General features: G+C 47.1%; 15 protein-coding genes and 1 tRNA gene. 12 read left to right on the forward strand and 4 right to left on the reverse strand.

The annotated features are described in order from the left end of the window. Nucleotides 1–185 precede the first annotated feature (185 nt). From V5J77_RS10535 to V5J77_RS10545, 3 genes are all read left to right on the forward strand, one after another. Nucleotides 186–2,267, forward strand: coding sequence for an alpha-glucuronidase family glycosyl hydrolase (locus V5J77_RS10535; protein WP_338555718.1), 2,082 nt, complete (start codon nt 186–188; stop codon nt 2,265–2,267). Nucleotides 2,268–2,345: 78 nt separating this feature from the next. Then, nucleotides 2,346–3,134, forward strand: a complete 789-nt coding sequence (locus V5J77_RS10540; protein WP_338555719.1) for a Nif3-like dinuclear metal center hexameric protein — start codon at nt 2,346–2,348, stop codon at nt 3,132–3,134. Nucleotides 3,135–3,398: 264 nt separating this feature from the next. Continuing rightward, on the forward strand, nt 3,399–3,629 hold the full coding sequence (locus tag V5J77_RS10545) for a hypothetical protein (RefSeq protein ID WP_338555720.1): 231 nt from the start codon (nt 3,399–3,401) through the stop codon (nt 3,627–3,629). Nucleotides 3,630–3,656: 27 nt separating this feature from the next. Here V5J77_RS10545 and V5J77_RS10550 read toward each other — a convergent pair whose 3' ends face one another. Further along, nucleotides 3,657–4,445 (reverse strand): VOC family protein, encoded by a 789-nt coding sequence (locus V5J77_RS10550; protein ID WP_338555721.1) that lies wholly within the window; start codon nt 4,443–4,445, stop codon nt 3,657–3,659. Then, nucleotides 4,442–5,086 carry a TetR/AcrR family transcriptional regulator gene (locus V5J77_RS10555; RefSeq protein WP_338555722.1) on the reverse strand — a complete coding sequence of 215 codons (645 nt, stop codon included), beginning with the start codon at nt 5,084–5,086 and terminating at the stop codon, nt 4,442–4,444. The genes V5J77_RS10550 and V5J77_RS10555 overlap by 4 nt, the downstream gene beginning before the upstream one ends. 212 nt (nt 5,087–5,298) lie before the next feature. On the opposite strand from V5J77_RS10555, the gene V5J77_RS10560 reads away from it, so the two are divergent. The 6 genes from V5J77_RS10560 to V5J77_RS10585 all read left to right on the forward strand — a co-directional run bounded on the left by V5J77_RS10560 (nt 5,299) and on the right by V5J77_RS10585 (nt 10,547). Beyond that, entirely contained in the window at nt 5,299–5,442 is a 144-nt protein-coding gene (locus V5J77_RS10560) for an RAxF-45 family protein (protein ID WP_338555723.1), read from the forward strand. Between the two features lie 167 nt (nt 5,443–5,609). After that, nucleotides 5,610–7,595, forward strand: a complete 1,986-nt coding sequence (locus V5J77_RS10565; RefSeq protein ID WP_338555724.1) for an ABC-F family ATP-binding cassette domain-containing protein — start codon at nt 5,610–5,612, stop codon at nt 7,593–7,595. Between the two features lie 93 nt (nt 7,596–7,688). Continuing rightward, a complete protein-coding gene (locus V5J77_RS10570) occupies nt 7,689–8,096 on the forward strand; it encodes a LysM domain-containing protein (protein ID WP_338555725.1) in 408 nt (135 codons plus the stop codon). A gap of 194 nt (nt 8,097–8,290) precedes the next feature. Then, the gene (locus tag V5J77_RS10575) at nt 8,291–8,923 is read left to right on the forward strand and encodes a Bax inhibitor-1/YccA family protein (RefSeq protein ID WP_338555726.1); all 633 of its coding nucleotides are present in this window, start codon (nt 8,291–8,293) and stop codon (nt 8,921–8,923) included. 256 nt (nt 8,924–9,179) lie between these two features. Further along, entirely contained in the window at nt 9,180–9,842 is a 663-nt protein-coding gene (locus V5J77_RS10580) for a ribonuclease H family protein (protein ID WP_338555727.1), read from the forward strand. A 27-nt stretch (nt 9,843–9,869) separates the two neighbouring features. Next, nucleotides 9,870–10,547 (forward strand): uracil-DNA glycosylase, encoded by a 678-nt coding sequence (locus V5J77_RS10585; protein ID WP_338555728.1) that lies wholly within the window; start codon nt 9,870–9,872, stop codon nt 10,545–10,547. Nucleotides 10,548–10,707: 160 nt separating this feature from the next. On the opposite strand, the gene V5J77_RS10590 is transcribed toward V5J77_RS10585, so the two are convergent. Together V5J77_RS10590 and V5J77_RS10595 are read right to left on the reverse strand one after the other, a co-directional pair. Continuing rightward, nucleotides 10,708–11,697 carry an S-layer homology domain-containing protein gene (locus V5J77_RS10590; RefSeq protein WP_338555729.1) on the reverse strand — a complete coding sequence of 330 codons (990 nt, stop codon included), beginning with the start codon at nt 11,695–11,697 and terminating at the stop codon, nt 10,708–10,710. A 186-nt stretch (nt 11,698–11,883) separates the two neighbouring features. Then, the gene (locus V5J77_RS10595) at nt 11,884–12,060 is read right to left on the reverse strand and encodes a YjfB family protein (RefSeq protein ID WP_338555730.1); all 177 of its coding nucleotides are present in this window, start codon (nt 12,058–12,060) and stop codon (nt 11,884–11,886) included. Nucleotides 12,061–12,840: 780 nt separating this feature from the next. Between V5J77_RS10595 and V5J77_RS10600 the strand changes: the two genes are divergently transcribed. The 3 genes from V5J77_RS10600 (at nt 12,841) to V5J77_RS10610 (ending at nt 13,801) form a co-directional block, all read left to right on the forward strand. Next, complete coding sequence (locus V5J77_RS10600) at nt 12,841–12,984, forward strand: hypothetical protein (RefSeq protein WP_177217873.1); 144 nt, start codon at nt 12,841–12,843, stop codon at nt 12,982–12,984. 348 nt (nt 12,985–13,332) lie between these two features. Continuing rightward, nucleotides 13,333–13,578 carry a YolD-like family protein gene (locus V5J77_RS10605; RefSeq protein ID WP_338555731.1) on the forward strand — a complete coding sequence of 82 codons (246 nt, stop codon included), beginning with the start codon at nt 13,333–13,335 and terminating at the stop codon, nt 13,576–13,578. 150 nt (nt 13,579–13,728) lie between these two features. Beyond that, a tRNA-Val gene (locus tag V5J77_RS10610) sits at nt 13,729–13,801 on the forward strand. Nucleotides 13,802–14,173 lie beyond the last annotated feature (372 nt).

The following is a 14,173-nucleotide window of genomic DNA, read 5'->3' on the forward strand; positions in this document are numbered from 1 at the left end:
TCATTATGAGTATAGCGTATTTAGCCCGATTTGGGTAAATAATTGCTCGATTTGACAATGGCTTCGGCTTAACCTGACGTGCTAGGATGAAAATAAATCCTGCAAACGCTTTATTTTAATTTTAGTTAGCGATTAGGAAGGGGTAGCAGCATTGGCTAATCACAATAAGACGAGGTGCAAAAAAGATGAATGAGAATGCGAGTAAGCATAAGTCAGCGGAAAGCGGCTATCGTGCTTGGCTCAGCTATAACAAGGCTTTGCCAGGTGCGCAATTGGAGAAGAATCGCCAGTGGGGCGGCGCAATCGTTTCCTTGGAAGAACAGGAAACGATTCAGGCTGCGGCGGCTGAATTAAAGCTTGGTCTGGAAGCTATGCTGGGTCATTCCGTGTCAGCCTCTGCCGAGCAGGGGCAGCGTTATATCACGCTCGGAACGTTTGCTGCCTTAAATGTGCGCTATCAAGGCTTGTTTAGCGAAAAAGATATTCGGGCCGCAAAAGCGGAAGGGTTCGTTATTCGCACGAGCCATGCACATTCCTGTCTAGCAATCGGTGCTGCATCGCCAGCAGGTGTGCTTTATGGCGTATTTCATTTGCTGAGGCTTATAGGTACAGGCGCGGCAATTGATGAGCTTGATCTCGTCAGCGCTCCGGTAAACGGACTGCGGATGATTAATCATTGGGATAATTTCGACGGCAGCATTGAGCGTGGTTATGCCGGAAATTCTTTTTTGTATACAAATAATCGTTTTACGAAGGATCAGGAGCGGCTGCGCGATTACGCCAGAATGATGGCTTCGGTTGGCATTAATGCGATTGTGATTAACAATGTCAACGTTCATCAGGAGGAGACGCTGTTTATTACGTCCACCTACCTGCCGCAAGTGGCGAAGCTTGCTGCTATTTTTCGCGTTTATGGTATTCGTCTGTACCTCAGCATCAATTTCGCGAGTCCGATTCAAATCGGCGGGCTGGTGACGGCCGATCCGCTGGATCAGAAGGTGCAAGCCTGGTGGAGCAATAAAGCTTCAGAAATATACGCAGCCATACCGGATTTTGGCGGTTTTCTGGTCAAAGCCGATTCTGAAAATCGTCCGGGTCCCTTTACGTATGACCGCGACCATGCAGAGGGAGCCAATATGCTGGCGCAGGCGCTGGAGCCGCATGGCGGCATCGTCATTTGGCGCTGCTTTGTTTACAACTGCAAGCAGGATTGGCGCGACCGCACGACCGACCGCGCACGGGCGGCGTATGACCATTTTAAACCGCTAGACGGCAGATTTAACGATAATGTCGTGCTGCAAATTAAGAACGGACCGCTTGATTTTCAGGTAAGAGAGCCTGTATCGCCGCTATTTGGCGCGCTTGAACATACGAATCAGCTCATTGAATTTCAAATTACGCAGGAGTATACAGGGCAGCAGCGTCATCTGTGCTATCTTGTTCCTCAATGGAAGGAAATTTTGGAGTTTAATACATATGCGGAGGGTAAGCAGGCTCCGGTCAAGCGTATAGTGGACGGCTCCTTGTGGGGCAATTCGATAAACGGGATGGCAGCCGTCACTAATGTAGGAGCAGACTCCAACTGGAGCGGGCATTTGCTGGCTCAAGCTAATTTGTATGGCTACGGCAGACTGGCATGGAACCCGGAGTTAACCTCTGAACAAATTGCGAGTGAGTGGATACAGCTTACCCTAACTTTGGATACAGCTGTTCATGATGTCGCTCTCGGATTGCTGATGGATTCGTGGAGCATTTATGAATCGTATACCGCACCGCTTGGCATTGGCTGGATGGTCAATCCAGACCATCATTACGGTCCTAACGTCGATGGTTATGAATATTCGCCGTGGGGAACGTATCATTTTGCAGATAACAACGGATTAGGCGTTGACCGCACGGTGCAGACCGGAACCGGATACAGTGCGCAATATATGGGGACAAATGCGGAAGTGTATAATTCGCTGGAGCATTGTCCGGATGAGCTGCTGCTCTTTTTTCATCATGTTCCGTATACCCATGTCCTTCATTCTGGAAAGACGGTCATTCAGCATATATATGATACTCATTTTGAAGGGGTGGAGCGGGCGGCACAATTGCTTGCAGCTTGGAGCACTCTGAAGGGGCAGTTAGAGGAAGGGCTGTACTTGCAGGTTGAGGAGCGCTTGCGGGAGCAGGCTCGCCATGCGGAGGAATGGCGGGATCAAATCAATACGTACTTCTTGCGCAAAAGCGGCATAGAGGATGAGCATCACCGCAAAATCTATTAAGCGAAATGCTCGGTTGCAAAAGAAAGGAATGTGCACGGCATTTTCCATTAAGCTAATTTTGCAAGAAAGGTAGCTGCGATGAACATTACCATTGGACATGTGATTAAAGATTTGAAAGCAGACCTGGAGCTCCCTGATTCTACCGTTGATAGATTGCTCTTTGGGCATGAGCATACCGTGGTCAAAGGGATTGTTACAGCCTTTACAGCCTCGCAATCTATTATTGAGCGGGCATCCGCTTTGGGCGCCAATTTTATCATATCGCACGAGGGGATTTATTATAAACACCGTGAGCCGAGTGACTGGCTTCGCAACGATGCTGTAGTTGAGGTCAAAGCGGCTGCTATTGAACAAGCAGATGTCGGCATTTTTCGCCTTCATGATTATATTCATCGCTACCAGCCTGACCCTATCGAGGTCGGTTTGCTGCGTAAGCTCGGTTGGGTCGCTTCTGAAATGCACGCAGTAGGTGCCATTGTGGACATCCCGGCCATGCAGCTGATAGAGGTAGCCGAATATTTGAAGAGCAGACTGCACATTCCCTATGTGCGGGCAGCAGGGGAACCGACGATGCTGTGCGAGCGTGTCGGGGTTCTCGTAGGGTACAGAGGGGGCGGAAGCTCGGCGATTCCCTTGCTCCAGCAAGAAAATGTGGATTTGATTATAGCAGGCGAAGGACCTGAGTGGGAAACGCCGGAGTATATAAAGGATGCGCTGCACCAAGGGCGCAGCAAAGCTTTAATTATGCTCGGGCATGCCGAGAGCGAAGCGCCGGGGATGGAATATTTAGCAGAAAGGCTAGCGGAGAAATATCCGATGCTTCCTGTTCATTTTTTGGCAGATGAACCTGTATTCCGAGTGTTCTAAATAGGAAAGGATGTTTAAAGCATCGAATAGATATCGTGAAAACGGCATCTATTCGATGCTTTTTTGTTTAATCACAACAACTGAATTTTACATTTCATGGAACGATTATTTATTTTTCTAAATTATCAGGACATGTCCCTAGTTTTCTGGCAAGCTCATCTTTCCCTGTCAGCACCTCGGTCATAATGCCTGCTCCAATTCGAAATCCGTAAGTAAGGGTTTTTAAGAGGGAGATCAGCAGTTGAAGCGTTATACAGATCTGCTATGAAAAGTGTTTTAGAGAAAAATGAAGGCTGGTCATCGCAAGATATCGACGATCACACCGCATGGTCAATGATTCATTACGACAAAAGTCTGCTGCAATTTTTATCTACAGATGATCATATTGAAAGCATTCAGGCATTTTTCATAGAGCGATTGAAGGAGCTGTACAAGCTAAAGCAGCAAACTCCGGAATTGGAGTGGAAATCCAAGGGCAGCGGTGCTGCTGGCTAACGGAAAATACGGAACATACCCGTGTATTTATACCGACTTCATCATAATTGCCGCGCCATGGGACAAATCTGGCTGGAGCCTAAGCTCATTTTTTAATGGAAGCGAGGTAATTAAGTGAATTTCTGCCAGTCGATGCTGCTTAGCCAGCCGAAGCACGACGGTGTGATTTTTGCCCAAAACGAACGTGCATTGCTGACCGTCCCTTGAAAATTCGGCTCCCGTAAAAATAAGCTTATAGCTTTCAATCCAGTTTTCCAGATCGGGGACATCAATAACGAGCCTATCTATGCCTAGCGCGCCATTGCTATGGCTGATTTCTTGCTCTGTACACGCCAGCTCTGGATCATATGCACTCATTAGAAATGGCAAACGAGGCTCCTCGGGAACGGCCAGCCACCACGTTTGCTTGCGTCCATCAGGCAAGGTTTTACTCTTGTTGATCGTTTTTCCGAGCTTGGCGCCAGCCTGACTGATTTCCCGCACATTCGCCTCGGCCTGCTCTAGCTGAACGCTATCCAGTGCGTAATCATTTAAGCCTTCCTCACTGTTCAAGTAATGGAGGAAACGATTGACCATGGCTGGATGGAGTGGACGAAGCAGTTGAAAAACAGCTCGAAGCAGCCGATCTGGAAGATGGAAGGGCTTCGGATTGAACAGCTCAAGAAAAGAGCCATCCTGCAAATAAATGAGTGCATTATATGCTTTGGAAGGAGCAGTGCGGTAGGTTACGGTGAAACCGAGCTGTTGAAAGCTTTGCACAGCCTGCTTTAGCTGCTTTGTTTTGATTAAGACATGTCCGATCGCGAAGCGGTTCATGTTGCTTCCTCCTCTGATGTATTTTTCCTTAAAATCGTACTCCATCCCGCATATAAAAACGGAATCAGCAGCTGCATATATTCCAGCGCTTCCTCACGGCTCATTTGCGAAGCTACGATTTCCAGCACCTGCTTATAGCTTTGCTTAACAAGAATAGCTAGATGGCGAGGCAGCGGGGTTTGCGCCAGCAGGTTCATTTGCACCATTTTTTCAAGGTAGGCTTGGGTAGAGGCAAGGTCATGCTCGATTAAGGAATCCATATAATTTTCCCACGCAGAGCCCGCTGAACGATTGATTAATAAATCAAACACCTCAAATCGGCTGAAAATGAAGTCGACGACTTGAAGCAAGCCATCGCTAGACTCGGCTAATTCCTCAATTTTGTTGTTTTGCTCCAGCATCTTTAATTGGAAGCGCGCCAGCTTCTCGAAATGCTGCATGATCTCGTCGGCAGTCGGACCAACTAAAGCGGCGAACAGTGCATTTTTATCGTGAAAATAACGGTAGATGGCTCCCGTAGTCATTCCCGCCTTCTGAGCGATTGTACGCATATTTGCCCCTGCATAACCCATTTCCATAAACTCTGCTTTGGCATAGGCGAGCAGCCGTTTTTCGGTTTTTTCTGCTTTGCTTTCAGTCATCGCGTTTACCTCCAAAATAAAATAACAATGTTATTTTATCATGCGTGAATGCTTTTGACGATGCAGGATTGTGATACTAATCCGTTTTTATATCGGCTTGGGAGGCGGCAAAGATTTAAACGTGAAACAAACGTTAAATGAAGGCTTGAGATTGCCATAGCACCATGAATTATGTTAAATTAGAATAACTAACGTAAAGGGAGGTGAGGTAGGTGAATCACGAATGGGTCAATAACCGAATTAGCCAGCTGCCGATTGCTATGGCTGGCATTATGCATGCATTTTCCGCGAACGGGATCAGTCTGTCCATTTTTAATCATACGGATATACCATTCGCGAGAAGACGCCTACCTTAACCACAACGGATTGCTTTGCTATTCGAAGGGTCGCGGGCTTGTTGCTGCGGCTCTTTTTTGATTTTTAGGAAAGCATATGATGTTTCTATCGGTCAAAAGACAGCGACAGCCGGATCACCTTGTGTTTACAAGCTAGGGTCTTCCTCATCAATTAGGAGGATCTTCAAATGATCATTGTAAATATACAACAAATAAAAAAATACCACGCGGCAAATCTGGTGCTTGATGGTTTAACGCTTCAGCTTCAGGAGGGAGAGAAGGTAGGGCTCATTGGCCGAAACGGCAGTGGAAAATCGACGCTGCTGCGGCTGATTGCCGGACATGAGCAGGTTGACGATGGCATGCTGACTGTGAAAAGAGATTTGCTAATCGGCTACTTGCCGCAAATTCCAGCGGCGTTTGATTCGCTTACCGTCTATGAGGTGATGGCTTACGGCTTTCGCGAGCTGACGGCCTGCAGGCAGGAAATGTCGGAGCTTGAGCGCGAGATGGCAGGGGAAGAAGCGGCAAATGACGCTGTGAAGATGGAGAGGCTGCTGAACATGTACGCTGCTGCACAGGAAAAATTCGAGCAAGGCGGCGGCTACGACATGGATACGGCGATTGATCAAGTAGCCAGCGGCCTGCGCATTGACCGAAATTACGATCAGCGGAGCTTCGGCAGCTTGTCGGGCGGGGAGAAAACCCGGATTGTTCTAGCTTCACAGCTCGTTGTACGTCCAGCCTTGCTGCTGTTGGATGAGCCGACAAATCATCTCGATCTTAAAGGAATTGAATGGCTGGAGCAGTTCATTCAGCACTATGAGGGCGCTTGTGTAATCGTATCGCATGATCGTTATTTTCTTGATGCCGTCGGCACAAAAATGATTGAGCTGGAGGATGGCGAAGCCCATACCTATCACAGCAACTATAGCGGTTATCTGAAAGAGAAGGAGGAGCGGCTGCTCCAGCAATTCGCCGAGTTTCAGGAACAGCAGAAGGTCATTCGAAAAATGAAAGAAACGATTCGCCAGCTGGAAGAATGGGGGCGCGTTGGCGGCAATGAGAAGTTTTTCAAGCGTGCAGCGTCGATCCGCAAAGCGCTGGAGCGGATGGAAACGGTTAAGCGCCCGATTTTGGAGCGGAATACAGCTGAATTTGAGCTGATGCCGCTTGACCGCTCTGGTCGTCATGTCATCTCGTTTGAAGGCTTGACGAAGCAGTTCGGGGAACGAATGATTTTACGGGAGGCAGAGGGCAGTCTGCTATATGGCGAGAAAGTCGTGCTGCTTGGCGATAACGGCTCCGGAAAAACGACGCTGTTCAAGCTGCTGCTAGGCGAGTTGCAACCTGACAGTGGGCAAGTGGAGCAGGGCACACGTTTGGAAATCGGATATTTGGCGCAGCAGGAGCCGTTAAAGGACAATAAGCAAACCGTGCTGGAGTATTTCCGTCTGGAGGGCGGCTTGGAGGAAGGCGAAGCACGAAATGTGCTAGCTAAATATTTATTTTATGGGACGGACGTATTCAAGCCGCTCGCGGCGCTTTCCGGTGGAGAGTGGTCACGGCTGCGGCTCGCACTGCTTGTAAGACGCAAGCCCAATCTGCTGCTGCTCGATGAGCCGACCAACCATTTGGATGTGGCATCACGCGAGGCGCTGGAGGAGGCGCTGGAGGAATTTCCGGGCACGGTGCTTGCGATTTCGCATGACCGCTATTTCATCAATCGCTTGGCGAAGCGGGTATGGGAGCTGGGACACGGAAAGGTCGCTGCTTATATAGGCAACTATGACGATTTTAAGGCGAAGCGAGAGGAGCGGATTCAAGCTAACTCAACTGGAAAAGGAATGCAAGAAGCAGCAAGTGGTGCACGCAACGAGAAGAAGCGCTCGAATAGAAGTACGGCTGCTGCTGAAGCGCCCGCTACTAAGCAGAAAACACGGCGGGAAAATGCAGCAGCCCATTCGAGTACGTTAAAGTACAAGACAAAGCTTGAGCATGTCGAGCAGGATATTGCAAAGCTTGAGGCCGAAATTGCAATAGCAGATGCAGAGCTGGAACAAATCGAGCGGATGGGGGAAACGGCAAATCTTGAGCAGAAATGGACGGAGCGGGAAGAGCTGCAAGCAAGGCTGGATCAGCGTTTGGAACAGTGGCTGGAGCTGTCAAGCTAACGCCCACTCATCCTATTTGCAAAAAAAATTGTCACCAATTGCGCCCAAAATAATACGCTATATAGACAAATGACTATATCAAACGGAGGTATTATGATGGATCGTGCATTTTTTCCTGGTGGTGGCTTTGGCGGCGGGTTCGGTCGTCCTTTCTTTCGTCCGTTCCCGCATCCCTTTTTTCCTAACCGTGTGTTGTTCCCATTTTTCTTCTTCTCACCCTTTTTGTTTCCTTTTATTAGAGAAGGCAGCTCGGACGATATGATTTATGCTCAGCATCAGGCTCAGCAGGGTGAGACGCTGGCGGCAGTTTGTCACAAATATAATATTCCTCATGCGATAATGGAGGAAGCCAATCCTCATATTAACCCGGCTCAGCTGAATGCTGGAGAAATGGTATACATTCCGCGAATTTCTAATATGATGTGTCAAAAGACATATTCCGAGATGCCGGTTGGCAGCCAGCAAGCTCAGCCCATGATGTATCACGGGCAGCATTCTTAATCTTTTCATTTGCAAATGAGAATAAGCCGCCGATCACTTTGATTTGGCGGCTTATTTCTTTTATCTGTAAATATTCAGTTGCTAAATGCATAATCTGCTGAAAAGTCATGCTTACATAGAGTGTTATTATTAAAGGAATTAGTGTAAACTAGATAATAGATTAAACTAAATTTAATATTAAAGGAGCTTGTTTTATGGATACGATTCATTCGTCGCAGCTGTTACTGCCGAAAGTTTTTCGGGTTTTATTTCTTTCCCTGATTGTATCGCTTGTCGGCTTCTTGGTCGGTCAAGTTGTACCGCCTGTGCTAGCTATGCCGCTGTACATTGTGGAAATTGGTCTGCTGATTGCATTGCTCTTTTTACGGAAAAAGAAATCAATCGGCTACACGCTGATGTACAGCTTTATGTTCGTCTCCGGCTTGACGATGTATTTCGTCATTGTTAGCTACATTAGCCTTCTTGGCGCTTCGCTGGTGCTGCAAGGCCTTGGCGTTGCAATTCTCGCCTTTGGCGGCACCGCGCTTTATGCGATTAAGTCGAAGCAGGATTTTTCATTCCTCGGCGGCTTCTTGTTCGCTTCAACTATTGTGCTTGTACTCATGACGCTCGTTGGCTTATTCCTTCCGTTCTCGGGCACGACAGAGCTAATGGTATCCGGCTTCGGCATTTTGATTTTCATCGGTTGGACGTTGTTTGACTTCTCGCGTCTTACTCGCCAAGGCTTTAGCGATGAGGACATTCCAATGATCGTCGTGAGCATTTATTTGGACTTCGTTAATCTGTTCCTGTTTATACTGCGTTTCCTTGGTGCTAGTCGGGACTAAGGAGCTGCTCGTAAAGGAGCTACTCATCAGGGAAGAGCGATCAGCGCTGCTGATCGCTCTTTTTTTGAAAATACTAGGTAAGGACAGGATGGTTCCATCCCTTCTCTATATTTCTCGGACTGAAACGCGCCGCGCCGCCAAAGGACGGCTTTCGGCCGTTTTCCCTTTTTTAATTGTGCCGCTTTGGTGGACAGGAGCTGCATTTTTCGATTTAATAGAGGAATGAACGTTTGGTAAAGGTGGTAAGCACACGCTAATGGCGAAATCAAAATATTATGTCGTATGGGTAGGCAAGCAAGCAGGCGTATTTGCAACATGGAAGGAATGTCAGGAGCAGGTCAGCGGCGTTCAGGATGCGAAATATAAATCCTTTGAATCCAAAGCGCTGGCGGATGCCGCCTTCAAGGAAGGCTGGCGCAGCCACTGGGGCAAGGGGAAGAGTGCGACAAGCGGAGCAGGCAGCAGCTCGGGCGGTTTTAAGAAAACCGCTGCCAAGCCGCAGGAGTCTGGAGAAATCGACTACGACAGCATTTCCGTAGATGTCGGTACGCGGGGCAATCCGGGGCCGGTGGAATACAAGGGCGTCGATACACAGACGGGAGAAATTTTATTTTATGTCGGACCGATACCGAATGGAACCAACAATCTCGGCGAATTTATCGCCGTTGTGCACGCACTCGCTTATTTGAAGCAGAAGGGCAGCGCAAGAACGGTATACAGCGACTCTCGAACGGCACTAAGCTGGCTGCGTAATAAGAAGGTTGCTTCAACGCTCGTAAGAGACGCCTCAACCGCGAAAATTTGGGCACTGACCGATGAAGCGGAGAAATGGCTGAAGACGAACACCTATCCGAACAAGGTGCTCAAATGGAACACGGAGGAATGGGGAGAAATTAAAGCCGATTTTGGACGAAAATAACGTTGTACATAGAGAGGGGACTTCGCGGTGTTTCAGCAGTTGAACAATGATTGGGCGGATAAGCTGCAATCTGAATTTGAACAGCCTTACTTCAAGAAGCTGGAAGCTTTCTTGACGGAGCAATACAGCACGAAAACCATATATCCGAAGCAGGAGGATGTATTTAATGCGCTTAACTACACTTCCTATGAGGGCACGCACGTCGTTATTTTAGGACAGGACCCTTATCATGGAGTTGGCCAGGCGCATGGCCTGAGCTTTTCCGTGCAGCCGGGAGTAGCTGTGCCAAGGTCGCTCGGCAACATCTACAAGGAGCTTCATGCAGATTTAGGCTGCACCATTCCAGCCCATGGCTCGCTGCGGGCGTGGGCTGAGCAGGGAGTATTGCTGCTTAATACGGTGCTGACAGTGGAAGCGGCGGCAGCCAACTCGCATAAGAAGAAGGGCTGGGAAACGTTTACCGATCGTATTATTACTGCGCTCAATGAACGCGAGCGTCCGGTCGTATTCATATTATGGGGAAATCCCGCGCAGAAGAAGCTGGAGCTCATTGACACCGGCAGGCATAAAATCATTACCTCCGTGCATCCTAGCCCCTTGTCCGCCCGTGGCGGATTTTTCGGCAGCAAGCCATTCTCGAAGGCGAATGCTTATTTGCAAGAGCTGGGAGAGCGCGAAATAGATTGGAGCATCCCGGCATTATAGCTTTTCAAGCTAGGCGTACACGATGCTCCTACCTGAACGGCAGTTGCTGCCTATGCTCCAAACGTATGATCCAAACGAGAAAGCCGCTGAATGCGCGTAGTTGCCTGCGCGTTGTTCAGCGGCTTTTTGATTATGGCTTTAGTTGGAATCCATCATGTGATTAGGAAGCGACAGACGCACTGCTGCCCGCAGGAGCAGCAGAGGAGCTGCCTTGAAAGGCATCAGTGGCTGCTGGAAGGACAGGCTTGAATTTGGCATCCACATAAGTCGTAACCTTTACCTCTGTAATCACTTGAGGATACATTTGATCTGGTTTAGGCTCCGTGCGCTCAAGCTGAATAGTAGCTTGGTCGCCATCAAACGTGATGCCGGAAATTTGAATGCCATATCCCGGGTGTGGCACCGTTGCTGTTACCGTCACTTTATTAACTTCCGCATTAACGGCTGTAACCGTTAGTCTAGCATCTGTGAAGGGATTGTCAGATGGCTCTGGCTGGCTGACAGGTGCTTCAATTTCTTTCATTTTCTTCATAAAAGCAATGCCATCATGGAGCCATGCTGCAGCGTCACCACGTTTGATCGAAGCGGTTGGGTAAAAATTTTGCTTTGCATCAAGTGTTGCGATTTTGCTGAGGAGCAGCTTTTGGATATTACCCATGAAGTCTGGATTGACATCAGCCTCATCATTAAGCATTACGTACATTTCAATCATCGCATACGTCACTTTCTGATCTATCGCTTTGAACAAATGCTGAGCGAATTGCTCGCGAGTCATCATGTCATTTGCTTTCACATCCTTAGCTACACCAAGATCGTAGAAATGGGCGATGATGAAAGCTTGGGAATACCATTTGTCATCTTTAATATTCGTATAGTAGTCGGCTGCCAGCGGCTGCTTAATAAAACGAATATGATCAAAGTTAAGCTCCAGTCCTTTAACAATCATGGAGATGCCTTCTGCATAAGTCAGATTTCCCTTTGGACGGAAATTGCCGTTTTTGTCACCGGTAATAATGCCCTGCTGCTGGAGCGCTTCAATTTTTTTGGCATTAGGTTCGTTTTTGACATCGTTGAACGCCCAAGCGCTTTGTCCGATTGTCAGCATCATCATGGTCAAGATAACGATTAATAGTAGTGGTTTTTTCTTCATTTCCATTCACCTCTGTATATTTTTTGTTGCTTCTATGATCTCAGACGGTGCTATTTCTTTTATTGTTGCAGAACGAAGTAAAATCAATTCATTTGTTCGCATTTAGGCGAATGGACAAGTATGAAATTTCTGTAGGACATGAAAAAACGGGAAGGCTCAACCTTCCCGCTCCACACTTACCTGTAACTACACTTTGATATCTAGTAGGCTGCCTACATTTGGATTGACACTGAGCTCCATCATTTTGATAAGCCCTTGCGCCTGCACCTGCATCTGCTCTTGACCCATATCCAGCATGCTAATAGATACGGCCGTGCCAAGTGATGCTTGACTAAGTGACGTTGATAATGCTGCTATATCCATTATTCACCACCTCCACCTTTATTATCGGCAGGCATGGCGGAGGGATGAATACAACTAGGCAAAAAAAATAACTCGCATCGCTGCGAGTCACAACAATATATGTCGAAAAGAGAGTAAAGTCAGTATGCGCTTCGTACCTTAAGAAAAAATGAAATGAAGCTGATTTTTAGCTTAATCCTGTATTTTTATCATTTAGACCGCCCAAGCACTTTCTTGAACAAAAAAAGAACCCGCCGAAAGGCAGGTCGTCAAGGTTATACTATATAAATAGTGGGGGGTCATGTGTTTAGTATAGGTTAACCACCTTAAAATAAAATGAATGCTAACTGATAACAACCTTAAATTTAAAAATGAATGACATCCAACAGATTTTTATGAAGATAGGCAGGAGAAATGGCCGAAAGCCGTCCTTTGGCGGCACGGTGCGTTTCAGCCTGAGAAATACAGAGAGTGGGTGGCGAAATCATATCCTCTCCTATATTTCAAAAAAAATGGCCCGCTATTCAAGCGGACCCAACTGTATATTAAAAGGGAGTATGCTGCTAGTATGGATTAACCATCTGAAGATGAACTGAAACGAAGCTGAAATGAAAATAAAAAATCTCCCCTTGTGTCCGGGAAGCCTTGGCGCTGCGTTATTCTTTTTTCTCCTTTTTGACAAAGACTTCATCTCGCGTATCGAACGGCGAGGCGAATACCCATTTTGCCTGAAAGCCCAACCCTTTTAAGCGTTTGACCATATGATGCTGTGTACCTTAAAAAAAGGAGATGAGCAACGAAATGGGATATGAAGTAGGAAATGTAGGAGTAGGTCCAGGATACGGTGGCTGCGGAAATAAAGTAGGCGGTGCTTTCACAAGCCCAGGCGCTATTCTAGTACTGTTCATTCTATTGGTCATCATCATTTGCTCCTGTATGTGGTAATATAAGCAGCTTAGCACGATCCTGATATCCTGACCGCATCAGCAATTTCCTTAACCATGCATTTAAAGTTAAAAATAGAGAAGAAGCGTCCCCTTGCCAGGTATCTGGCAGGGGGATGTTTTTTTGAAATATAAGAATTTATAAGTTTTGCACTTATAAATAGGCTTATATTTCTAAGGCAAAGCTCTTCGCACGTCCCAGAAGGCCGACGAAGTTGTTTTTCCTTGCCTAATTTCATAATCTCCATGACAAATGCTTTAAAGAAAGGGTATGATTGAACGACGGGTTAAAAAAGGCATGGATGACAGCAACGGACATGTACTAAAACATAGAATGGAGACGGAGGCAATGGCAAAGAAACCAAAGCGCCCGACAAGGGACGAGTTTGAATTAGAGGAGCTCGGAGAGCGTCTGGTTGAAGCATATCAAGAGGGGATTGAGCTGCTTTTTGAGGTGTGGAACTGGGAAGAGCCTGTCGCGGGGGTCATCGTAAAAATGGATTCGCGCACAAAGCTGGTTCACGTAGCGAAAGGCGAAGCAATGACCAAAATACCTTTTATGGATATTATGAAGGTGAACAACAACGCAAGCTAGCCAAAGCGGGAAAAAATGAATTAAAGGCTTCGTTCTCCGATTTGTAGGAGGGAGAACGAAGCTTTTTGTTTGAAATTCCAAAAAAAGTAGTAGTGAAATGGTTGACTTTTCCGTTCAAACTTGGTATATTAATAAACGTCGCTAATACATGATCTGTTAGCTCAGCTGGGAGAGCACTATCTTGACAGGGTAGGGGTCAGTGGTTCGAGCCCACTACAGATCATACAATGAAAAACCCGCAATCCCTTATGGGACGCGGGTTTTTATCTGTTTAGCAGGTATTGTTTTTTGAACTACCGCAAAACGGAACATTGCAGCAGTCAAGCATGGCTTGTTTGTTCAGTTTACGCCTGGAGATTATGGATCAGCTACAGCAGCATTCGCCGCTTGATGGTATACGCTCTAATGGTAAGTATCGGGAGGCTGCATATTTAATCAACATCCTGATCCTTTATTCTGTTACGTATTCTTAGGAAACGAAAAAGCCTGAAATCCTTTCTATATGAGGGTTTCAGGCTTTTTTGCGTACGGTCAGTGAATATCGGACGGGGACAATCCGGCTTGAGCATCCACGAGCTTGAGCTTATTGCCTTTT

It is taken from the genome of Paenibacillus sp. KS-LC4 (genome assembly GCF_036894955.1).
In the GTDB taxonomy this organism is placed as follows: Bacteria; Bacillota; Bacilli; order Paenibacillales; family Paenibacillaceae; genus Pristimantibacillus.